The organism is Pseudomonas sp. UBA6699, from assembly GCF_002454615.1.
Lineage (GTDB): Bacteria > Pseudomonadota > Gammaproteobacteria > Pseudomonadales > Pseudomonadaceae > Aquipseudomonas > Aquipseudomonas juntendi.
This window is the reverse complement of record NZ_DKJF01000096.1, coordinates 17413-40857: the sequence shown is the minus strand read 5'-3', so window position 1 is coordinate 40857 and position 23445 is coordinate 17413. Positions and strand designations below refer to the sequence as shown.

The following is a 23445-nucleotide window of genomic DNA, read 5'->3' as shown; positions in this document are numbered from 1 at the left end:
CCTCAGGCTATCAAAGCCAGCAGGCGCCGCGTTTTCCTACAGGAGGTGAAGCATGAGTCCGACATTGCCCACGCTGGCCCTTGGCCTGGCCTTGTGCCTGCCCGTGCACGCGGCTCCGCAGCCACCGTTGCAGCTCGCTGCCGACTACCGCAACCCGTACAACAGCCCGATTCAGCGCGCCAACCCCAACAGCCGCCAAGGCAGCCTGCCGGCCACCCCGCCGGTGCGCGGCCCGTCTACCGAGCCGCAACAGCGTGTGCCCACGCTGGACAACCGCGGCATCGGCAATGGCGACAACCTGCGTCGCCAGCAGCAAACCCCGAACCTGGAACCGTCCCGGCCAGCGCGCGACAACCCGCGTGCGCCATAAGCCCACTTGAAAGGAATTGTGCATGCTCCGAGCACCCTGGCTAGCCACCCTGACCGCCGCTGCGCTGCTGCCCCTGCTGGCCCAGGCCGCGTCCGAACAGCAGTTTCCCAGTGAAGAAGGCAGCCTGACCGTCAGCACCGTGGCCGATGGCCTGCGCAACCCATGGGCACTGGCTTTCCTGCCGGGTGGCAAGGACATGCTGGTCACCGAGCGTGCCGGCAACCTGCGCCTGGTCAACGCCGAGGGCAAGGTCGGCCCGCCCATCAATGGCGTGCCGAAAGTGTGGGCCGAGGGCCAGGGTGGCCTGCTGGATGTGGCGTTGTCGCCAGACTTTGCCAAAGACCGCACGGTCTACCTGTCCTTCGCCGAGGAGGGCAGTGACGGCAAGGCCGGCACGGCGGTCGGCCGCGGGCAATTGTCCGAAGACCGCGCCCGGCTGGAGAACTTCAACGTGATCTTCCGCCAGCAGCCCAAGCTGTCGGTGGGTAACCATTTCGGCTCGCGGCTTGTGTTCGACCGCGATGGCTACCTGTTCATCGCCCTGGGCGAGAACAACCAGCGCGCTACCGCGCAGGACCTGGACAAACTGCAGGGCAAGGTCGTGCGAATCTGGCCGGATGGCAAGGTGCCCAAGGACAACCCGTTTGTCGGCAGGGACAATGTGCGGCCGGAAATCTGGTCGTATGGCCACCGCAACCAGCAAGGTGCTGCGCTCAACCCCTGGACTGGCAAGCTGTGGACCCACGAACACGGCCCGCGCGGTGGTGATGAAATCAACATTCCCGAGGCCGGCAAGAACTACGGTTGGCCGGTCGCCACCCATGGCATCAATTATTCGCTGCTGCCGATTCCCGAGGCCAAGGGCAAGCATGTCAAGGGTATGGTCGACCCACACCATGTCTGGGAGAAGTCGCCGGGCATCAGCGGGATGGCGTTCTACGACAGCCCCACCTTCAAGGCGTGGGACCACAACCTGTTCATTGGTGCGCTGGCCACGCAGGAACTGATCCGCTTGCAATTGAAGGGTGACAAGGTGGTGCATGAAGAGCGCCTGCTCGGTGATCTGAAAGCGCGCATCCGCGATGTACGGGTGGGGCCGGATGGGTATGTGTACGTACTCACCGATGACAAGGATGGCGCGCTGCTCAAGGTCGGCCTGAGCAAGGAGCCCTGAACCTGGCGCGCCCTTGGCCGTGTAGAATGCGGCATGGCCATGACCCCGCAATTCCTTTACCAGCAAGCCCTGGCTACCCAGGGCTATGTCGCCGACCCTGCCCAGGCGCGCGCCGTTGACGCCTTGCAGGGCTGTTTTCAGGCCCTTGAACAGGGCCGCCCGGCCCAGGGTATTTACCTATGGGGGCCGGTCGGCCGTGGCAAGACCTGGCTGATGGACCAGTTCCATCGCTGCCTGACCGTGCCCAGCCGACGCCAGCATTTCCACCATTTCATGGCGTGGGTGCACCAGCGCCTGTTTCAGCTGAACGGCACTGCCGACCCATTGCAAGCGCTGGCCCGGGAGCTCGCCGGCCAGATCCGGGTGTTGTGCTTCGACGAACTGTTCGTCAACGACATTGGCGATGCGATCATTCTTGGCCGGCTGTTCCAGGTGCTGTTCGACGAGGGTGTGGTGGTTGTCGCCACGTCCAACCAGCCACCCGAGCAACTGTACCGCGACGGTTTCAACCGCGAGCGCTTCCTGCCGGCTATCGCCGCAATCCAGCGCCACATGCAGGTGCTGCCGGTGGCTGGCGGGCAGGATCACCGCCTGCACCCCGGCGCAGCGCAGCAGCGCTACTGGGTGGTAGAGGCGGGGCAGGCCAGCCGGCTGGGCGAGGTGTTCCGCCAGCTTGGCCCCGACGATGGCGGCACCGACCGGCCGTTGCCGATCGGCACCCGGCAAGTCCAGGTGGTGCGCCGCAATGACCACGCCATCTGGTGCCGTTTTGCCGACCTGTGCGAGCAACCCCTGGCAGCCGTGGATTTCATGGCTTTGTGCGACCGTTTTGCAGCCATTGTGTTATCGGCAGTGCCGGCGCTGGGCGGTGAACAGCGGGCGGGGCGCATTGCCCGTGGCACCGAGGATGCGGCGCTGCGGGTAGCGGCGGGCGATCGCCAGCTACCCGCCTTGTCGCCCAAGGACGACGCGGTGCGCCGGTTCATTGCCCTGGTCGACGAGTGTTATGACCGCCGGGTGGCATTGTACCTGGAAGCGCACGTACCGCTGGATGCCCTCTACACCCAGGGTTACCTGGCGTTCCCTTTTCAACGCACCCTGAGCCGGCTACGGGAGATGCAACTGCAGCGGTTTGGAGGGGGCTAAGCCCGACAGCCGCTCAGCGCTCAGCGCCCCAACCATTCGATCAGCGTGCGGTTGAACCTGACCGGCTCTTCGATCTGCGGCGCGTGCCCCATGCCTTCGAAGGTGATCAGCTCGCCCTTGGGGATCAGCTTGGTCACCTGCGGCCCCAGTTCGGCGTACTTGCCCAGCCTGGCCTTGACCTGCGGCGGCGCGATATCACTGCCGATCGCCGTGCTGTCCTTGTCGCCGATCAACAGCAAGGTGGGCATCTGCAGGTCCTTGAACTCGTGGTACACCGGCTGGGTGAAAATCATGTCGTAGATCAATGCCGAGTTCCACGCCACCGCTTCATGCCCGGGGCCCTGGTTTAGCCCCACCAGCATCTGCACCCAGCGCTCGTATTCCGGCTTCCAGCGGCCCGCGTAATACGTTTTGCGCTCATACTCGCGTACACCCTCGGCATTGAGCTTCAGCTCGCGGGCATACCACTGGTCCACGGTACGGTAGGGCACGCCAAGCGCCTTCCAGTCTTCCAGGCCGATCGGGTTGACCATCGCCAGCCGCTCGACCTGCTGCGGGTACATCAGCGCGTAGCGGGTGGCGAGCATACCGCCTGTTGAGTGGCCGAGCACGCTGGCACGCTTGACCCCCAGGCGCTCCAGCAGGGCATGGGTATTGTCTGCCAGCTGCTGGAAGCTGTACTGATAGTGCGCCGGTTTGCTGGACGTGCAGAAGCCGACCTGGTCGACGGCGATCACTCGGTAGCCGGCCTTGCTCAGCGCCTCGATGGTGGTTTCCCAGGTAGCGGCGCAGAAGTTCTTGCCGTGCATCAACACCACGCTGTGGCCGTTGGCCTGGCCTTGTGCAGGCACGTCCATGTAGCCCATCTGCAGGGCCTGGCCCTGGGACTTGAAGTCGAAATGCTGGAGCGGATGCGGGTAGCGGAAACCTTCGAGCTGGGGGCCGAAGGTGGGCGATTCGGCAGCGACGGCCGAACCGCCGGCCAGGCACGCCAAGGCCAGAGCTGTTGCGCGCAGCATGGGAGAACTCCCTGTAGAACCTTGTAGGAAAAAAGCACTGTAACAGCCCATGGACCCAGGGGAGGGCGAAAGGTGTTACCGAGCGTGAAACCAGCCCAGGGTGATCATGGTGAGCACTGCATAGCGCCCTGCTTTGGCCACGCTCACCAGCAGCAGGAAGCGCCAGAACGGTTCACGCATGATCCCGGCAATCAGCGTCAAGGGGTCGCCAATCACCGGCATCCAGCTGAGCAGCAGCGACCATTGTCCCCAGCGCTGGTAGCGCTGCTGCGCACGCGCCAACTGCGCGGTGCTGAAGGGGAACCAGCGCTTGTCGCGCAGGTGCTCGATGGCCCGGCCCAACAGCCAGTTCACCACCGAACCGAGCACGTTGCCCAAGGTGGCGACCAGCAGCAGGGTGGCCCAGGCCTCGGGCTGGCCCAGCAACAGCCCGACCAGCACGGCTTCCGATTGCAGCGGCAGCAGGGTGGCGGCGCCAAAGGCACTGAAAAACAGCGCCCACAGGCCGAGCATCAGTAGTTGGCGACCACGGTGTCCTGGCCGCCCTGGGTCACCCCGATCACTTGGTAGGCATCCTTGTGGTCGCCCATTTCCATGCCCGGTGAGCCCATCGGCATGCCCGGCACGGCCAAGCCCTTGAGGTCGTTGCGCTGGCTCAACAGGCGTACCTGTTCGGCCGGCACGTGGCCTTCGACGAACTTGCCGTCGATCACACCGGTATGGCACGAAGCCAGGCGTGGGGCCACGCCCAGGCGCTGCTTGACCGAGCTCATGTTCGGTTCGACATGGTCGTTGACGGTGAAACCGTTATCGCGCAGGTGGCTGATCCAGGCCTTGCAGCAGCCGCAGTTAGGGTCGCGGTACACGTCGATGGTGTCGCCAGCCTGGGCCAGGCCGCTCATGGCCAGCAGGCCCAGGGTCAACAGATGTTTACGCAGCATGTCGCAACACTCCTTCAGAGCAAACCGGTCCATAGTACAGGATTCTCAGCGGGTGGCTGCTTCGGGGGCAAGGTCACGCATCAGCAACGCGTGGTCGAGGGCGACCTGTTCCGGAACCGGCAAATAGACCACGTGGCCATCACCCGGCGCTACCCCGATGGCCTGCCGCTGACCGTTGCACAGGCGCTGCAAGTCGAAATGGTAGTTGCCGCGCGGGGTCATCAGCTCGAGGTGGTCGCCCACCCTGAAGCGGTTCTTCACCTTGACCTCGGCCAGGCCGTCGACGCGCACCCCGGTCAGCTCGCCAACGAACTGCTGGCGCTCGGACACCGAGTTGCCACGCTGGTAGTTCTGGTACTCGTCGTGCACGTGGCGGCGCAGAAAACCTTCGGTGTAGCCCCGTTGTGCCAGCGACTCCAGGTTGTCCATCAGCGCGCGGTCGAAGGGGCGCCCGGCCACTGCGTCATCGACTGCCTGGCGGTACGCCTGCACGGCGCGGGCGCAGTAGAAATGCGACTTGGTGCGGCCCTCGATCTTCAGCGAATGCACGCCCATGCCGACCAGACGTTCCACGTGCTGGATGGCGCGCAGGTCCTTGGCATTCATGATGTAGGTCCCGTGCTCATCTTCGAACGCCGGCATTTCGCTACCGGGCCGGTTGCTTTCCTGCAGTAGGAACACCTGGTCGGTAGGGGCGCCCAGGCCCAGGGTGGGCTGCACTTGGCGAACGATGTCGCCCACGGCGTTCTCGGTGGCGGGCGTGGCATCGTACTTCCAGCGGCAGGCGTTGGTGCAGGTGCCCTGGTTGGCATCACGCTTGTTGAGGTAACCCGACAACAGGCAGCGGCCGGAGTAGGCCATGCACAGGGCGCCATGCACGAACACTTCCAGCTCCATGCCCGGCACCTGTTGGCGGATTTCGCCGATTTCTTCCAGTGACAACTCGCGTGACAGGATCACCCGGCCAAGGCCCATGCCTTGCCAGAACTGTACGCTGGCCCAGTTTACCGTGTTGGCCTGTACCGACAGGTGCACCGGCATGTCCGGAAAATGCTGGCGCACCAGCATGATCAGGCCGGGGTCTGACATGATCAGCGCGTCTGGCGCCATGGCGATCACCGGTGCCAGGTCCTTGAGGAATGTCTTCAGCTTGGCGTTGTGCGGGGCGATGTTGACCACGACGTAGAAGCGCTTGCCCAGCGCGTGGGCCTGGGCAATGCCCAGTGCCAGGTTGGTGTGGTCGAACTCGTTGTTGCGCACCCGCAAGCTGTAGCGCGGCTGGCCGGCATAGACCGCGTCGGCGCCATAGGCGAAGGCATAGCGCATGGTCTTGAGGGAGCCGGCAGGGGCCAGGAGTTCGGGCTTGCTGATCAGGGTCATGGTGCGCACCGGGGCAAAGGGCGCGGATGCTAAGGCACGGGGCTGGTGCATGTTTTGATATATATCAACGGATGTAGCGGCACTTTTGGCCAAGCGGCGCGAACTAATATCGCATACGCCATTCGAGGACCTGCAATGAATGAAACTGCCCTACAGAACAAAGCCCTCGCGGTACTCCTGGCGCTGGTGACCATCGCTTTCGTGTGGATCCTGCTGCCGTACTACGGCGCGATATTCTGGGCGGTTGTGCTGGCTATCCTGTTTGCCCCGCTGCAGCGCAACCTGGTGATGCGTTTTGGTCGCCGGCGCAACCTGGCAGCGATCACCACGACCATGATCTGCCTGCTGGTGGCGGTGCTGCCGGTGATCATCACCAGCCTGCTGCTGGTGCAGGAAGGCGCGACCCTGTACCAACGGATCGAAAGCGGGCAGCTGGACATTGCCGGTTACGTCGAACGGGGCAAGGACATGCTGCCGGCGTTCGCGCAAAACGGGCTGGACCACCTGGGCGTGGGCAACCTCGATGGTTTGCGCGACAAGATCACCAAGTGGGCGACCCAGGGCAGCCAGGTGCTGGCCAGCCAGGCCTTCAGCTTTGGCCAAGGTACGTTCGAGTTCCTGATCGGCTTTGGCATCATGATGTACCTGCTGTTCTTCTTCCTGCGTGAAGGCGCCGATGTGGCCCGCCGTGTGCGCCTGGCAGTGCCGCTGCCCGAGCACCAGAAACGCCGCTTGCAACTGAAGTTCAACCGGGTGGTGCGGGCAACGGTCAAGGGCAACGTGCTGGTGGCCGTGACCCAAGGTGCGTTGGGTGGCTTCATCTTCTGGGTGCTGGATATTCCCAGTGCCCTGGTCTGGGGGGTGCTGATGGCGTTGCTGTCGCTGCTGCCGGCGGTGGGCGCGGGCATTGTCTGGGCACCCGTGGCCGTCTACTTCCTGCTGACCGGGGCGATATTGCCGGGCATCATCCTGACCGCGTTCGGGGTGCTGGTGATCGGCCTGGTGGATAACCTGCTCCGGCCGATTCTGGTAGGCAAGGACACGCGCATGCCGGACTACCTGATCCTGGTATCCACATTGGGTGGGTTGACGGTGTTCGGGCTCAACGGCTTCGTTATCGGGCCGTTGATCGCGCCGCTGTTCATGTCCAGCTGGGCGATCTTCGCCGAGGCCAAGCCACAGGTGCAATTGCCGCAGTGACGGCCGGCCATGGCAGTTGCGCGGTGTGACCAAGGGCTGGTGTTTTCGCGCCAGCGGCCTAAGATGGCCGGTGACTGGGCCCGGAACAACCGATGAGCACGAAAGATACGATCTCCATGCAACTGGTGCGTGAGGCGCTGATGCAGACCTGCCCAGCGGGCGAAGCCAATGCCGCCCTGCTGGCGCGTGCCGGCATCGATGCCAGTTGCCTCGAGCTGCCCGAGGCGCGCGTTGCCGCGCAATCCTATGCGCGCCTGTGGCGCTTGCTGGCCCGGCGCTGCAATGACGAGTTCTTTGCCATGGACCCTCGCGGGCTGCGCACTGGCAGCCTGGCGTTCATGTGCCGTGCGAGCATGGCTCAGCCAACCCTGGGGCAAGGCCTGGAAACGGCCCTGGGCTTTCTGGCACTGATGCTCGAAGACCTGCAGCCGTGCCTGGTGCGCCAACCGGGCCTGGCCGAGATCGTTATCAACGAACCGCGCGCGGAGCCGCGCCGTGCCTTCACCTACTTCACCTTCTGGATGATCGTGCATGGCGTGGCCTGCTGGCTGGCCGGGCGGCGCATCCCCATCCTGGCGATCGACCTGCGCTGCGCCGAGCCACCGTTCTGTGATGATTACCGGGTGATGTTTTCCGAAAGCCTGCAGTTCGGCCGCCCGCGTACGCGCATGATCATCCCCGCCGATTGCCTTGGCCTGGCGGTGCGGCGCAGCGAGCAGGAATTGCAGCGTTTTCTCGCCGAAGCGCCCGCCAACATCCTGGTGCGTTACCGTGACCCGTCCAGCCTGGCGCGGCGCATTCGTACCGATCTGCTGCGCCAGGCACCTGCACAATGGCCAGCGCTGGAGCACTTGGCGCAAACGCTGTGCCTGTCTGCTTCTACGCTGCGCAGGCGCCTGGCTGAAGAGGGGCAGACCTACCAGGGGCTCAAGGACAGTGTGCGGCGCGAGCTTGCCACCACCTGGCTGGTCGGCGCCGAGCCAGCCATGGGCGAGATCGCCGAACGGCTGGGTTTTGCCGATGCCAGTTCGTTCTACAAGGCCTTTCGCAAGTGGTTCGGCTGCAACCCGGGGCAATACCGCGCGGTGGTCCAGGCTCGCCACGCTGGCAACTGATTCCGTCTGCTGCACACAGCGCCAATGCGTCAGCGTCGGGGGTTTCCAGCCAAAGGAGCACCCCTTCATGCCACAGGCACCCCTGCACCCCAAGCTCGAACGCGCGACGGATGATTTCATCAGCCAGATACTGCCTGATTGGTTGAGGCGGGCCAGCGCCTCACAAATCATGGCGCTGCGCGATGCCTATAGCGCCTACCTCACAAGCCAGGCTGAAATGTCGGCTGTACTCCGGCAGTTGCAGCCGATCGATGCGTTTGCCCGCCGCTTGCTGACCCAGGGCCTTCACCGGGAGGGCGGCGCGCTGCTGGATCTTGACCGCTTGGAATGGCGCGAGCAGCGGCGCAGGTTCAAGGTCGAGCCAGGAAAATTGCCCACGGATGAGTCCTACTTCGTGAGGGTGCCGGCGTTGCAGAGGTTGATGCAAAACTTTGCCAGCGGCGAATCCTTTTATCTGGAGACGGCACTGGTATACCCCGCAGACCCCGCTACCGACGTGCCGGAACGTGTGGCCCTCGATGATGCGGCACGGATTGTAGAGGCCTGCCGCAGTACCGATGTGGGCGCACGCTACCAGGAACACCTGGCCCGGTTGTTCACCCCTGCCTTTGAGCAAACTCTGGCCACCAGCTTGCGCCGAACCTTGGCCTTGCAACTGGAGATAGCCGCCACACGCGGGCTTCTGGCGGCAGAGGATGTACAGATAGTGCGCGATATAGTGGCAGGCCGCAGAACTGCCCTTTCAAACGGCCGCACTGTGCGCTGCGGCCCGTTGCAGGTGCTGGGTTGCACGGTGCACGGGGCACTGGTGGTTGAGGTTGCCAACGGCAACCAGCGGTATGCCGGCAGTGTGCAACTGGTGCTGTCGGACGATGCCCACGCTGCCTTCCGGCACTTGGTTTCCTGGCGTGTGGTGAACTTCGAGCTGGTCGAGATGTTCAAGGATCCCGCTCGGTATGCGGCGCTGGTGGAACGCATTGCCTTGCATGAGCGGGCAGGGTTCGTCGCCACCCTGGCCAAGCGGCTGGCCGATGAGGAACCTGATCTGGAGCCGACCTTCGCCAACCTGCCGCAGGGTCAGTTCGAAGGCCTGGCGGTACAGCAGTTGCAACGGATTCGCGAGGATGCACGGTTCCTGGCGGTGCCCACCGCTGATGCCGATTCCAGCCAGACGCTGGCACGTGAGCACGCGTTGGCGTCGGCAGGGCTGGCACTGCTCAACCTGGCGGGGTTGTTCGTGCCGACGGTTGGCGCATTGCTGCTTGCCGACATGGTCGTGCAGACCTTGTCGGAGGTTTACGAAGGGGCCAGGCACTGGAGCCTGGGCCATCAGCATGAGGCTATCGAGCATTTGCTGGGGGTGGCGGAGAACCTGGCGGTAACGGCCGCGGTTGCCGGCGGCGCCACGGTGGTGGCGCGTGGCTTCGTGCGCAGTACTTTTGTCGATGGCCTGGAGCCCGTCACCAACGATGCAGGGCAGCAACGGCTTTGGTCTAACGACCTGACGCGTTACCAGAGCGCGCGGCCGAGCGGAACGCTGCGCGAACTGGACAATGGCTTGCTGAGCGATGGGGTTCGGCACTGGTGGTACCACGACGGTAGCTACTGGCGGGTACGGGCGCAGGGTGAGCATGGCCCTTGGCGCTTGCAGGACGTCACCGATGACAAGGCCTTCGGCCCTGCCCTGGAGTGGAACGCTGAAGCCTCCTGGCAACTGGCCGGCGAACGGCCGCTGGAATGGCAAGGGGCCCAAGGGCTGCTGCAGCGCCTGTGGCCTGCATCATCATCATTGGGCTCGGCGCGGGTTGCGCAGGTGCTCAGGGTTGCCGACGTATCCGAGGAGTATTTGCGCGGTTTGCTGGTGGAGAAGCGACCGATGCCGGTGGCGTTACGTGACACGTTGGAGCGCTTTGCTGCAGGTGAAAGAATCGAGCGTTTCTTCGCCCAGGTGGGCAGTGCGGACGGTCAGCTGTGGCAATGGTGCCTGGACGCCCTTGGCCTGCAAGCGCTGCCGCGGGATGAGCAGGTGTTGCAGGTTACCCGGCATGCGGCCAGCCTGCGCCCCCGGCTGCTGGACTACCTGGGCGGCCGCTATCTGGAGGCAGACGCCCAGGCCTGGCTCATACGCCGCGATTTTCCGGGCTTGCCAGCGGCCTACGTGTTGGAGGTTCTGCGGCATATCTCGACCGAGCAGCGGGTCATCCTGCGCACCCAGGCGCGCCTGCCGTTGGCGGTGGCGCAGCAGGCCCGCGAGCTGTTGCAGGTGGCCAGGCTGACGCGCATGCGTGAAGGGCTGTTTCTGGCTGGCAGCCACCACCCCGGCCTGGACGAGTTGGTGTTCTGCCTGTTGCGCGAGCACGCCAAGTGGCCGGCAACAGCGCAGGTGGAACTGCGTGAGGGGTCGCTTGCGGGGCGTAGGCTGGCGCAGCTGCCTGGGCCGGAACAAACCGCCGCCAACGTGGTGATGGTCCGGCAGGAGGGCCACTACCGCCTGTATGACGTGGCCGGTACCGAGCTACAGGCCAGCGCGCAGCGGCCGCTTGAATTCTACGAAGCGCTGCTGGCCTGCCTGCCCACGGCAGACAGGCAACGCCTGGATTGGCAGGGCGACCAAGCGTACAGTGCACTGCGCCTGGCCCTGCAACGGTGGCTACCGCAGGGGCGTGCTGCGCTGTTGAAATTACTGGGTGCCAGTGACGTTGGCGTGCCGCCGAACCCTGTTCGGCGCCTGCCCGATGGCCGGGTCGGCTACGTGCTCAGCGGCAGGGGCGCAGCGGGTAACTTCAGCCAGCGCGTGTTGCGTACCCGCATTCGAAGCCTCTATCCAGGTTTCAATGAAGAGGAAGTGGAGACCTTTCTGGAGCTGCTGCTGGAGCGGCCAGGTTCGGCGTTCTGCAATCTGTTGCTGCAGGAACAACAGTACCGCAGGTTCAGCGACGCGTTGACACGGTGGGTGGAGGGTACCCGCAACAGTGCCAGCCAGGCGGCGCGGCTGTCTGCTGCAGGCGAACTGCGACGCAGCTGGCGCCTGATCGGCGAGCGGATCGTCGACCAGCACGGCGTGTCCCAGGGCATGCGCCTGAGCCTGACGGGCGTACCCTTGCGCAGCCTGCCGGAGCTGCCGGCGGGCACCGATTTCAACCATCTTGCTGAACTGATACTCAGCGACCTGGCCGTGGAGCATGTGCCGGCCAGCTTCCTGCGCTGTTTCACCCAACTGCGCTGGTTGAACATGAGTGGCAATCGCCTGAGCGAGGTGCCCGCCGACCTCAGGCACCTGTCGCACCTGACCAACCTCAGCCTGGCTGGCAACCAGATCCGCATGACGGCGGCGGGTGTTGCAACCCTCGGCAGCCTGACGCGCCTGCGTGTCCTCGATCTGAATCACAACCCCCTGGGCGCCATTGCGCTGCAGTTGGACACCTTGGGGCGCCTGCGCGAGCTGCACATGCGCGGCGCCAACTTGCAGACGGTACCTGCGCAGTTGCACCGCTGCCGGTTGCTGGAGCTCGCGGATTTGCGCGACAACCATATCGGTGCACTGCCAGAGCCGCTGCTGGAGGCGCCTGAGGGGTTGCGGCGGGCGGTGCAGTTATCGGGTAACCCGCTGTCGAATGCCGTCAGGCAGCGCATGCTTGCCGCAGGTGCAGTGGAGGCTGCCGTTGACGAGCCTTTGCTGGCCATCGCCACCGCACGCGAGCGTTGGCTGGCGTTGGTCGCGGCGCCGCAGCGGGGTTTCAGTGAGGCCCGGTGGGATGGCGTTCAGCGTGAAGAAGGCAGCGATGCATTCTTCCGGTTGCTGACGGAGCTGACCGACACGCGCGATTATCAGGTCATTCCCGATGACCTGGGGCGGCGTGTGTGGCGCATGCTGGAGGCGATGCAGAGCGACACGGTGTTGCGCGAAGAACTGTTCAACCTGGCTGCCGACCCGCGAACCTGTGCCGACAGCGTCGCGAGCTGTTTCAGTGCCTTGGAAGTGCGCTTGTATCTGCGCCAGTCATTGCAACAGGTGGAACCCGTGGCCGCACGGATCACCCGCTTGCGTGTGGCCAGGCAGCTGTTTCGTCTGGAACAGGTGGAGCGCCTGGCCCGAGAGGATGTGAAGGCGCGCCTGGCGCAAGGGCAGCATGTCGATGAAGTCGAGGTCAGCCTGGCGTATCGCACCGGCCTGGCTGAGGAGCTGGACCTGCCAGGGCAGCCGAGAACGATGCAGTTCGAGACCATCGCCGCCGTCAGCCGGCAGCAACTGGCTGCAGCGGCTGCAACGGTGCGTGAAGCGGAGGCTACCGAGCAGTTGCCCCGCTTCATCGCGCAACGTGATTTCTGGCAGGAGTACCTGCGGCGCGAACAACCAGCAGCGTTCAATGCCGTGGAAGCGCCTTTCTGGGGCCGCATGGAGGGGCTGGGCGCGGAGGCGGCCAATGAAGGCGCCTACCTGCGCGATTTCGACAGGCTGGCGGAAGAGCGCAAGGCGGCGATCGAGGCGTTGCTGTTGCGTTTGACCCGCGAGGCGATGGACCTGCCCACGGGGTCAGGCAGCAGGACTGAGCGCGCTTCGGGGTGACTGCCGGGCGTTGGCGGCAGGCGATCGTTTCCTGCTGCCATCGCCGCTGGCGAAGGCGGCACAGTCGGGGGTCATGATCCCCGTCAAGGAACACTGACATGCCCTCGCAACCTGTACAACCCTGGCTCCAACACCCGGTAGAGCGCTTCATTGCCAACCGCTTGCCTGCCTGGCTAAGCAAGGCCAGCCCTGTTGGCCTTGCTGCGCTGCAGTCTGCACTGGATGCGCACCTTGCCAGCCAGCGCACACTCAGCAGTGTTACCGAACACCTGCAGCCACTGATGGCGTTTGCCGAGGCGCGCCTGAACGGCGCCCTGGGCCTTGGTGTACCGCTTGATCGGCTGACCTGGCGTGAAGAGCGCCGGCGCCTGCGTGTGGACCTTGGCGGCATCCGCCAGTTCGAATCGTACTTCGTCAGGGTGCCCGCGCTGGAAAAGCTGTTACAGAACTTCAAGCCCAGGGAGTCGTTCTTCGAGCAGACCGCGCTGGTACGGCCGCCCATTGCGCCCGAGCGTGAAGAACAAGCCCTGCCTGCAACTATCGACGCGGTCGTGGCCGCCTGCCGGGAAGCCGATGTCGGCAAGGCCTACCAGGGGCATCTGGCCGCGATCATGAACGCGGCCTTTGAACGCGACCTGGCCTTGGACAAGCGCCTGGAACTGGCGCTGGCTACAGAAATTGCCACCCTCAAGGGGCAGCTCAAGATCAATGAAGTGCGCATGCTGCGCCAACTGGGTCGTGGCGACACCCCGACGAACCCCGGCAGCCATTATGTTCGGGTGGGCGGGCTGCAGGTGCTGGGTTGCCGGGTGGACGGCGCCTTGGTCATCGAATTGCTCGACTCGTGGTCGATTGCCGTCGGTGGGACAGGGAGGTTGCTGCTGCTCAAGGGGGTGCTGTTGTACCTGCCAGATGATCAGGCTCGGCCACTGCAGTACTACCCTGATTGGCCCACTGCCAACCGCGCATTGGTCGCGGCAATGGCTGCTCCCCATTACCGCAGCGCGTTTGCACGGCGGATTGCGCTCAGCGAGCGTGCCGGCTACCAGGCGTTGCTCGCCACACGCCTGCAAGACGACGAACCTGATCTGCAACCGCGCAGGCTCTCGACGTCGACGCCCATCTTCGAGCAGATGGCCGCCTGGCACATTCAGCGCATCAAGGCCGATGCCCAATACCTGGCGGTGCCCACCGAACAGGCTGATAGCGATGCTGCGGCTGAGCGGTTGCGTGCCCTGGAGGGTGTCGGCGAGGTGTTGCTCAACCTGGCCGGGTTGTTCGTGCCGGTGGTTGGCACGCTGTTGATGGCCGACATGGCAAGGCAACTGCTGGGGCAGGTGTTCGAAGGTTTCAGTGACTGGAGCCAGGGCCATCAGCACGAAGCCTTGCAGCACATGATGCAGGTGGCCACCTCGCTGGCGGTCAACGGCGTTGTGCTTGGCGGGGCCTATGCCTTGCACAGCGCCTTTGTCGGGCAACTGCACCCGGTGACCAACGAGGCGGGCCAGGCACGCTTGTGGCACGATGACCTGGCCCCTTACCGCCAGGCGCTGCCAGCAGCGCCATTGACCACGCTGGAGAACGGTCTGTTGACCGATGGCAGCGGCCATTGGTGGCGTTGCGATGAGGCATTGTACAGCGTGCGCGAGGATCGCAACGGTACCTGGCGGTTGTTGCACCGGGAGGGTCCCGATGTTTACGGGCCAGCCTTGCAAACCAATGGCGAGCGCGCCTGGCGCCTGGTGACCGAACGGCCATTGGAATGGCAGGGCACTGCACGTCTGCTGGCGCGATTGTGGCCGGCCGCACAGTCACTTGCCCCAGAGCGATTGACGCAGATACTGAAAGTGGCCGATGTCGACGAGGCTTTTCTGCGCGGTTTGCTGGTTGAGGAGCGGCCCCTTCCGGTTCAACTGCGCGACACCCTCGAGCGGTTTGCGGTGGAGGCCAGGATCGTAACGTTTTTCCAGCAGCTCGATACCACCGTGAACGATACCGAGCTGTTGCAGTGGTGCGTGCATGAGCTGGATATCGAGGCGGATACGCTGCCTGCCCAGCTCGCGCAGATCGCGTTGCATGCGCAGAGCCTGCGCGAAGGGATGTTCGAGTACTTCTCGTGTTGCCACCTCGGTGCAGACAATTTGCAGAGCCTGCTGACGCGCGACTATCCCGGCTTGCCGCACGCCTACACGCTCGACGTGCTGAGCCACGCCAGCGATGCCATGCGGGCGCAGATGGAAAGCACTGGCCGGCTCCCCCTGGGCTTGGCGCAACAGGCCCGTGCCTCGTTGCAACTGGCCCGCCTGACAAGGGCGCGCGAGGTGTTCTACCTGCGCTGCAGCTATCACCCCGATGCGGTCGCGCTGGCGTTTGCCCTGCTGCGTCGGCAGGGGTTTGCGCAAAGCATGTTCAACCTGGAGTTGCGGGACCGGTCAGTGTTCGGCCCTTTGCAGGAACGGTTGCTTCCCCAGGCGGGCAGCCAGCAGACGCTGGTCATGGTCTGGCGCGACGGGGCCTTCACCCTGTATGACGAACAGGGCCTGCCTGCCGAACGGGAGGTGGCAGAACCCGCTGGGCTGTTCGAGGTCCTGGCGGCGTGCCTGCCGAGCGCGTCTCGCCAGCGCCTGGGTACCACGGGTGGGGCTGCTGCCGACAGCTTGCGCCTGGCCCTGCAAGGCGCGATACCCGAGCGTTCCTCGGACCTGCTGAAGCTGCTTGGGTGGCGTGAAGCGCGGGCGCTGGGCACCTCGATGCGACGCTTGCCTGACGGGCGCCTGGGTTACCTGCTCGGCGGCGGCGCCAGCAGGCTACCTTCCGCATCGTCGATCGAGCAGATGTTGCGCAACCGCCTGCGTGGGCTTTACCCGTCGTTCAGTGATGACGATGTCGAGCGTTACCTGGGGATCATGGCAGAGATCGACGGCTCGCCCTTCGACAGCCTGTTGCTGCAGGAACAGGAGTTCCGGCGCCTGAACGAAGAGCTGCAGCGCTGGGTGTTCCGCGTCATGGGCCCGGCCCGGCATGCGCGCCGGCGGTTGGCCTCTGCATTGCTCCGCGCCTGGCGGCTGGAAGGTGAGCGGGTGTTCGATGCGCAAAACAACCCGGTCGGCCTGCGGCTGCACGTGGCTGACATGGCGGTAGGGGAGTTGCCGACGTTGCCGCAGGGCAGCAGCTTCGGCCATGTGGCGGAACTGACACTGGCAGGTTTGCACGTTCCTGCGCTGCCCCCTGGTTTCCTGGGCTGCTTCCGGCACCTGCGCACGCTCGACCTGAGCGACAATGCCCTGCGTGAGCTACCCGAGGGCCTTGAAGAGATGCCCGAGCTGAACCAGCTGATACTGCGCAACAACCGCATCCGCCCCAGCGCGGGGCAAGTGGCTGCGTTGTTGCGCTGCGTCAATTTGCGCCGGCTGGACCTGAACGACAACCCGCTGGGCGCTCTACAGTTGGATGTATCGGGGCTGCACCGGCTGCAGCGGCTGCGCTTGCGGCGTACCGGGCTGACCAGCATGCCTTCAGGCCTGCAATGGTGCGCGCGCCTGGAGTATGCCGATCTGCGCGACAACCAGATTGCCGAGCTGCCCCAGGCATTGCTCGACGCCCCGGCCGCGGTGAGGCAAGTCGTGGACGTGGAAGGCAACGCGCTGCCCACTGCGTTGCGCGAGCAACTCTATGCACCTGAAATCGTGCCCGTCCCGCTCATGCTTGGCGAAGGTGCACAAGAGCAGGCCATGCACGCATGGCTGGGCACGCGCGCAGAGGCTGACCAGGCCCTAGGCCGCGAGCTGTGGCAGGCCTTGCGCAGTGAACCTGGCAGTGATGCATTCTTCGAACTGCTGGTGGGGATGACCCAGAGTGCCGAGTTCCGCCTTGCGCCTGAACAACTGGGCGCCAGGGTGTGGCCCCTGGTCGAGGCGCTGTCGGTGGACCGCGACCTGCGCGAAGCCTTGTTCGCGCTGGCCGACGAACCACGTGCGTGCGCCGACAATCTCGCCAATTGCTTCAGCAACCTGGAGGTCCGGTACCAGGTACTGCACGCCACCCAGGGCGGTGAGCCTGTGGCTACCCGTGATGCGCGGCTGGTGCTGGCACGGCGCCTGTACCGCCTTGACACCGTACTGGCAGTGGCCAGGGCGGACATCAACAGCCGCTACGCGGATGGCCGTTGGCAGCGCGGCGATCATGCCGAAGAGGAAGTCGAGGTCAGCCTGGCCTACCGCACAGGGCTGGCTGAACGCTTGAACCTGATCGGCCAGCCACGGTACATGCTGTTCGGTGCGTTGGCCGTGGTCTCTGAAGCCGACCTGGAGCGTGCCTGCAATGCAGTGCTGGCAGGGGAGGCGAGTGAAGACATCACGCGCTACATCAGCCAGCGGGACTTCTGGATTGAGGTGTTGCGCGCCGAACACCCACAGGACTTCGCCCTGATCCAGCAGCAATTCGAGCAGGCCATGGAGGCGCTGGAAGAGCGTATGCAGCAGTTGGGCAGTGGTGCCTACGACGCCCAGGCCCGAACACTGATGCGCGACCGCCAGGAGGCGCTGGAAGCCTTGGCCCTGCGCTTGACCCGGGAACGCCTGAACAGAGCTTGACCCGCCGCAGGGTAGCGCGCGAGCGCATTGCACGGCCTGCGCACGGCCAAACCGGTCACCCAGATTGACAGCTTTGGCCATTGCCGCGGGTGACGCGCGGCGCGAACATCGTCGGACCGATGGTTAACTCCAAAAACAACAAACCAGGAGTCCGACGATGCGTGATTACGCCGAGGCTGTCCGCCTGTTCGAGCTTGGCAACACCGTAGCTGGGGCACTGCACGGCAACCTCGAAACCCTTAACGCCTGTGTCGAGTGCTGTGACCGCCACCTAGGCCATGGCAAGGTGGCACTGCTGCATGTCGATCGCGATGGCCACACTGCCCGCTACAGCTTCGAGCAATTGCACATGCTGGCCGCCCGGTTCGCCAATGTGCTCAAGGCGCAAGGCGTGCAGGCGGGCGACAGGGTGGCGGGGCTGTTGCCACGCACCCCCGAGTTGCTGGTCAGCATCCTGGCCACCTGGCGCATCGGGGCGGTGTACCAGCCCTTGTTCACCGCCTTCGGGCCCAAGGCCATCGAGCACCGTCTTGAACAGTCCCGCGCCCGTGTCGTTGTCACAGACAGCGTCAACCGGGGCAAGCTGGACGATGTACACGCCTGCCCGACGGTCATCACGGTGAACGCCCGCAGTGGCGAACTGGATTTCCAGCAGTGCCTGGCCGGCGCCGCGCCTGAATGCGAGCCCGTGATGCGCTCGGGCGACGACCCGTTCCTGCTGATGTTCACGTCCGGTACCACCGGCCCGGCCAAGCCGCTGGAAGTACCGTTGCGTGCCATCGTCGCCTTCCAGGGCTACATGCGCGATGCCATCGACCTGCGCCGCGAAGACAACTTCTGGAACCTGGCCGACCCCGGCTGGGCCTATGGCTTGTACTACGCCGTCACCGGGCCGCTGTCCCTGGGGCATGCCACCACCTTCTACGATGGCCCGTTCAGTGTCGAAAGCTGTGTGCGGGTGATCGAATCGCTGGGCATCACCAACCTGGCCGGGTCGCCCACCGCTTACCGTTTGCTGATCGCGGCCGGCGATACCTTCGCGGCACCGGTCAAAGGCCGCCTGCGCGTTGTCAGCAGTGCCGGTGAGCCGCTGAACCCGGAAGTGATTCGCTGGTTTGCCGACGAATTGGGGGTGACCATCCACGACCACTACGGGCAGACCGAACTGGGCATGGTGCTGTGCAACCATCATGGCCTGCAGCACCCGGTGCACCCGGGATCGGCCGGCTTCGCCATCCCGGGCCATCGGATCGTGGTGCTGGACGAGCAGGGGCGCGAGCTGCCGGCCGGCGAGCCAGGCATTCTCGCGGTCGACCGCGAGCGGTCGCCGCTATGCTGGTTCGCTGGCTACCAGGGTTTGCCGACCAAGGCCTTCGTCGGCAAGTACTACCTGAGCGGCGATACCGTCGAGTTGAACCGCAACGGCAGCATCAGCTTCGTCGGGCGTAGTGACGATGTGATCACCACCTCTGGTTACCGTGTTGGCCCTTTCGACGTGGAAAGCGCGTTGATCGAACACCCGGCAGTGATCGAGGCTGCGGTGATCGGCAAGCCGGATCCGGAGCGCACCGAGTTGATCAAGGCGTTCGTGGTGTTGGCCAGCGGCTATCACGGCACCCCCGAACTTGAAGAGGCATTGCGTCAGCATGTGCGTCAGCGCCTGTACGCGCACGCCTACCCCCGCGAAATCGAATTCGTCAGCGACCTGCCCAAGACCCCGAGCGGCAAGCTGCAACGCTTCATCCTGCGTAACCAGGAAGTCGCCAAACAACAAGCGCCGCAGGCCACCCCTGCCAGCGCCTGAAAGGAAAACCGACCATGCAAATAGCGAACAAACACTTCATCGTCAGCGGCGCGGCATCCGGGCTGGGCGCTGCCACTGCGCAGATGCTGGTGGAGGCGGGTGCGAAGGTCATGCTGGTTGACCTCAATGCCCAGGCCGTTGAGGCCAAGGCGCGTGAACTGGGCGAGCATGCCCGTTTCGCGGTGGCTGACATCAGCGACGAGCAGGCTGCCCAGGCAGCAGTCGATGCAACCGTCAGTGCGTTCGGTAGCCTCCACGGGCTGATCAACTGCGCCGGTATCGTAGGCGCCGAGAAAGTGCTGGGCAAACAGGGGCCGCATGGCCTGGCCAGCTTCGCCAAGGTGATCAACGTCAACCTGGTCGGCAGCTTCAACCTGCTGCGCCTGGCTGCCGCCGCCATGGCTGAAGGCGTTGCCGGCGAGGATGGCGAGCGTGGCGTGATCATCAACACCGCCTCCATCGCGGCGTATGATGGCCAGATCGGCCAGGCGGCCTATGCCGCGTCCAAGGGCGCCATAGCCAGCCTGACCTTGCCGGTAGCCCGCGAACTGGCCCGCTTCGGTATCCGTGTGATGACGATCGCCCCGGGCATCTTCGAAACACCGATGATGGCCGGCATGAGCGAAGAAGTACGCGCTTCCCTCGCCGCTGGGGTGCCGTTCCCGCCACGCCTGGGTCGCCCGCAGGAATATGCCGCGCTGGCGCGGCACATCATCGAGAACAGCATGCTCAACGGTGAGGTGATCCGCCTCGACGGTGCGTTGCGCATGGCTGCCAAATAAGGAGGATGACCATGACCCTCAGCAATGACCCGATTGTGATCGTCAGCGCCGTGCGCACGCCCATGGGCGGCCTGCAAGGCGACCTCAAGAGCCTGACCGCGCCGCAACTGGGCAGTGCCGCCATCCGTGGCGCAGTCGAGCGCGCCGGCATCGATGCCGCCAGTGTCGAGCAGGTGCTGTTCGGCTGCGTCCTGCCGGCCGGCCAGGGCCAGGCCCCAGCGCGTCAGGCGGCGCTGGGTGCCGGGTTGGACAAGCACACCACCTGCACCACCCTGAACAAGATGTGCGGTTCGGGCATGCAGGCCGCGATCATGGCCCATGACCTGCTGCTGGCCGGCACCGCCGAGGTGGTGGTGGCCGGTGGCATGGAAAGCATGACCAACGCCCCCTACCTGCTGGACAAGGCCCGCGGTGGTTACCGCATGGGCCATGGCAAGATCATCGACCACATGTTCATGGATGGCCTGGAAGATGCCTACGACAAGGGCCGCCTGATGGGCACCTTTGCTGAAGACTGTGCCCAGGCCAACGGCTTCAGCCGCGAGGCCCAGGACCAGTTTGCCATCGCCTCCCTGACCCGCGCCCAGGACGCGATCAAGCGTGGCCGTTTTGCCGCCGAGATCATTCCGGTGGAGGTCACCGAGGGTAAGCAAACGCGCGTCATCAAGGACGACGAACAGCCGCCGAAGGCGCGGCTGGACAAGATTGCGCAGCTCAAGCCGGCCTTCCGTGAAGGCGGTACGGTGACCGCGGCCAACGCCAGTTCGATCTCCGATGGGGCTGCGGCGCTGGTGCTGATGCGCCGCTCCCAAGCCGACAAGCGGGGGCTCAAGCCTTTGGCGGTGATTCACGGGCATTCGGCCTTCGCCGATACCCCGGCCTTGTTCCCCACTGCGCCCATCGGTGCTATCGACAAGCTGCTTGTGCGCACGGGCTGGAAACTGGCCGAGGTCGACCTGTTCGAGGTCAACGAAGCCTTCGCCGTAGTCACCCTGGCGGCCATGAAACACCTCGACCTGCCCCATGACAAGGTCAACATCCACGGTGGCGCCTGTGCCCTCGGCCACCCGATCGGGGCATCCGGGGCACGCATCCTGGTGACCTTGCTGTCGGCCCTGCGCCAGAACAACCTGCGCCGGGGTATAGCGGCCATCTGCATCGGTGGTGGCGAAGCCACGGCCATGGCGGTCGAATGCCTGTACTGAGGTGAACCATGCTGGTAACTGACGAGCAACAACAGATTTGCGACGCGGTCCGTGCTTTCGCCCAGGAGCGCCTCAAGCCGTTTGCAGAACAGTGGGACAAGGCGCACCGCTTCCCCAGGGAGGCGATCGACGAAATGGCCGAGCTGGGCCTGTTCGGCATGCTGGTGCCGGAAGCCTGGGGTGGCAGCGACACCGGCTACGTGGCCTATGCCATGGCCCTGGAGGAGATTGCTGCAGGTGATGGCGCATGCTCGACCATCATGAGCGTACACAACTCAGTGGGCTGCGTGCCGATCCTGCACTTTGGCAGCGAGCAGCAGAAAGCGCAGTTCCTGGCGCCGCTGGCCAGCGGCGCGATGCTCGGTGCTTTCGCCCTGACCGAACCCCAGGCGGGTTCTGACGCCAGCAGCCTGAAGACCCGCGCCCGTCTGGATGGCGACCATTACGTGCTCAATGGCAGTAAGCAATTCATCACTTCCGGCCAGAACGCCGGGGTAGTGATCGTGTTTGCCGTAACCGACCCGGATGCCGGCAAGCGCGGCATCAGCGCCTTCATCGTGCCCACCGATTCACCCGGCTACCAGGTGGCACGGGTAGAGGACAAACTCGGCCAGCATGCTTCCGACACCTGCCAGATCGTCTTCGACAATGTGCGGGTGCCTGTGGCCAACCGGCTGGGTGCCGAGGGTGAGGGCTACAAGATCGCCCTGGCCAACCTTGAAGGTGGCCGTATCGGTATTGCTTCCCAGGCGGTGGGCATGGCCCGGGCCGCGTTTGAAGTGGCGCGTGACTACGCCAACGAGCGGCAAAGCTTCGGCAAGGCGTTGGTCGAGCACCAGGCGGTGGCGTTCCGCCTGGCTGATATGGCGACCCAGATCGCGGTGGCCCGGCAGATGGTGTTGCACGCCGCTGCGCTACGCGATGCCGGGCGCCCAGCCCTGGTGGAAGCATCAATGGCCAAGCTGTTTGCCTCGGAAATGGCCGAAAAGGTCTGTTCGCACGCCTTGCAGACCCTGGGCGGTTATGGCTATCTGAGCGACTTCCCCCTGGAGCGGATTTACCGCGACGTTCGGGTTTGCCAGATTTACGAAGGCACCAGCGACATTCAGCGCATGGTCATTGCGCGCAACCTATGAAGGAGCAGATTGCATGGCATTCGAAACCATCCTGTTGGATATCCACGGCAAGGTCGGCCTGATCACCCTCAACCGGCCGCAGGCGCTGAACGCGCTGAACGCGCAGATCGTCGGCGAAATCAACCAGGCCCTCGATCAGCTGGAGCGCGATGCCAATATCGGCTGTGTGGTGCTGACCGGCTCGGCGAAGGCGTTTGCCGCGGGTGCCGACATCAAGGAAATGGCCGAGCTGCAATACCCGCAGATCTACGTCGATGACCTGTTCAGCGATGCCGACCGCATCGCCAACCGCCGCAAACCGATCATTGCTGCGGTGTCCGGCTTTGCCCTGGGCGGCGGCTGTGAGCTGGCGATGATGTGCGATTTCATCCTCGCCGCCGACAATGCCAAATTCGGCCAACCGGAAATCAACCTTGGCGTACTGCCGGGCATGGGCGGCACGCAGCGCCTGACACGGGCGGTGGGCAAGGCCAAGGCGATGGAGCTGTGCCTGACCGGTCGCCTGATGGGCGCTGAAGAGGCGGAGCGGGCCGGGCTGGTGGCGCGGATCGTGCCGCAGGCCGAGCTGGTGGAGGAGGCACTGAAAATTGCGGCGACCATCGCCAGCAAGTCGATTCCGGTGAGCATGATGGTGAAGGAAAGCGTCAACCGGGCGTTTGAAGTTACCCTCAGCGAGGGTGTGCGGTTTGAACGCCGTGTATTCCACGCGGCTTTCGCCACCGAGGACCAGAAAGAAGGCATGGCCGCTTTCATTGCCAAGCGTGAGGCACAGTTCAACGACCGTTGATTGAAGTGTGTGACCAACTGTTCGCGCCTGGGCGGCTCCGACCCGCTCGGCGCGCAACCCATCTGGGCGCTGGCCCCAGCTGCCAGCTCGACACCGACCAGCGGATTCTGGTGCCGGAAAGCAAATTCGCAGCCTTTTGCAGTTGCTCCACGCGACGTGGCGCCTTAGACTGCCGCCCCCTGTAAAAGAGTGCCGATTGGCGCTTGAAGAATTCCGTTGCCGATGCC

General features: G+C 64.7%; 16 protein-coding genes. 12 read left to right on the top strand and 4 right to left on the bottom strand.

Annotated elements, in window-relative coordinates; all coding sequences use genetic code 11:
* Positions 1-52: 52 nt before the first annotated feature.
* From B3361_RS18125 to zapE, 3 genes are read left to right on the top strand one after another with little or no spacing between them, the layout of a single operon-like run.
* Complete coding sequence (locus B3361_RS18125) at positions 53-370, top strand: hypothetical protein (RefSeq protein ID WP_009684192.1); 318 nt, start codon at positions 53-55, stop codon at positions 368-370.
* A 22-nt stretch (positions 371-392) separates the two neighbouring features.
* On the top strand, positions 393-1544 hold the full coding sequence (locus B3361_RS18120; protein ID WP_029885276.1) for a PQQ-dependent sugar dehydrogenase: 1152 nt from the start codon (positions 393-395) through the stop codon (positions 1542-1544).
* A gap of 33 nt (positions 1545-1577) precedes the next feature.
* A complete protein-coding gene (gene zapE, locus B3361_RS18115; RefSeq protein WP_054904906.1) occupies positions 1578-2690 on the top strand; it encodes a cell division protein ZapE in 1113 nt (370 codons plus the stop codon).
* A 20-nt stretch (positions 2691-2710) separates the two neighbouring features.
* Here the strand turns inward: zapE and B3361_RS18110 are convergent, their stop codons facing one another.
* The 4 genes from B3361_RS18110 to yegQ form a co-directional block, all read right to left on the bottom strand.
* The gene (locus tag B3361_RS18110) at positions 2711-3709 is read right to left on the bottom strand and encodes an alpha/beta fold hydrolase (protein ID WP_009684189.1); all 999 of its coding nucleotides are present in this window, start codon (positions 3707-3709) and stop codon (positions 2711-2713) included.
* A gap of 75 nt (positions 3710-3784) precedes the next feature.
* Positions 3785-4222 carry a YqaA family protein gene (locus B3361_RS18105; RefSeq protein ID WP_009684188.1) on the bottom strand — a complete coding sequence of 146 codons (438 nt, stop codon included), beginning with the start codon at positions 4220-4222 and terminating at the stop codon, positions 3785-3787.
* Positions 4222-4650: a DUF411 domain-containing protein gene (locus B3361_RS18100; protein WP_054904905.1), complete on the bottom strand. Its 429-nt coding sequence runs from the start codon at positions 4648-4650 to the stop codon at positions 4222-4224. The genes B3361_RS18105 and B3361_RS18100 overlap by 1 nt, the downstream gene beginning before the upstream one ends.
* Before the next feature lie 45 nt (positions 4651-4695).
* The gene (yegQ, locus tag B3361_RS18095; RefSeq protein ID WP_054904904.1) at positions 4696-6030 is read right to left on the bottom strand and encodes a tRNA 5-hydroxyuridine modification protein YegQ; all 1335 of its coding nucleotides are present in this window, start codon (positions 6028-6030) and stop codon (positions 4696-4698) included.
* A 135-nt stretch (positions 6031-6165) separates the two neighbouring features.
* On the opposite strand from yegQ, the gene B3361_RS18090 reads away from it, so the two are divergent.
* The 9 genes from B3361_RS18090 to B3361_RS18050 all read left to right on the top strand — a co-directional run bounded on the left by B3361_RS18090 (position 6166) and on the right by B3361_RS18050 (position 23218).
* Entirely contained in the window at positions 6166-7230 is a 1065-nt protein-coding gene (locus B3361_RS18090; RefSeq protein WP_286920303.1) for an AI-2E family transporter, read from the top strand.
* A 92-nt stretch (positions 7231-7322) separates the two neighbouring features.
* Positions 7323-8345, top strand: coding sequence for an AraC family transcriptional regulator (locus B3361_RS18085; protein WP_054904903.1), 1023 nt, complete (start codon positions 7323-7325; stop codon positions 8343-8345).
* A gap of 67 nt (positions 8346-8412) precedes the next feature.
* Positions 8413-12912 (top strand): NEL-type E3 ubiquitin ligase domain-containing protein, encoded by a 4500-nt coding sequence (locus B3361_RS18080; RefSeq protein WP_054904902.1) that lies wholly within the window; start codon positions 8413-8415, stop codon positions 12910-12912.
* A gap of 98 nt (positions 12913-13010) precedes the next feature.
* Positions 13011-17504, top strand: a complete 4494-nt coding sequence (locus tag B3361_RS18075; RefSeq protein ID WP_054904901.1) for an NEL-type E3 ubiquitin ligase domain-containing protein — start codon at positions 13011-13013, stop codon at positions 17502-17504.
* 157 nt (positions 17505-17661) lie between these two features.
* Positions 17662-19308 carry an AMP-binding protein gene (locus B3361_RS18070; RefSeq protein ID WP_054904900.1) on the top strand — a complete coding sequence of 549 codons (1647 nt, stop codon included), beginning with the start codon at positions 17662-17664 and terminating at the stop codon, positions 19306-19308.
* Between the two features lie 14 nt (positions 19309-19322).
* Positions 19323-20090, top strand: a complete 768-nt coding sequence (locus tag B3361_RS18065) for an SDR family NAD(P)-dependent oxidoreductase (RefSeq protein WP_054904899.1) — start codon at positions 19323-19325, stop codon at positions 20088-20090.
* Between the two features lie 11 nt (positions 20091-20101).
* Positions 20102-21295 carry an acetyl-CoA C-acyltransferase gene (locus tag B3361_RS18060; protein WP_009684177.1) on the top strand — a complete coding sequence of 398 codons (1194 nt, stop codon included), beginning with the start codon at positions 20102-20104 and terminating at the stop codon, positions 21293-21295.
* An 8-nt stretch (positions 21296-21303) separates the two neighbouring features.
* Positions 21304-22431, top strand: a complete 1128-nt coding sequence (locus tag B3361_RS18055; RefSeq protein ID WP_054904898.1) for an acyl-CoA dehydrogenase — start codon at positions 21304-21306, stop codon at positions 22429-22431.
* Between the two features lie 13 nt (positions 22432-22444).
* A complete protein-coding gene (locus B3361_RS18050; protein WP_054904897.1) occupies positions 22445-23218 on the top strand; it encodes an enoyl-CoA hydratase in 774 nt (257 codons plus the stop codon).
* Positions 23219-23445: the final 227 nt, after the last annotated feature.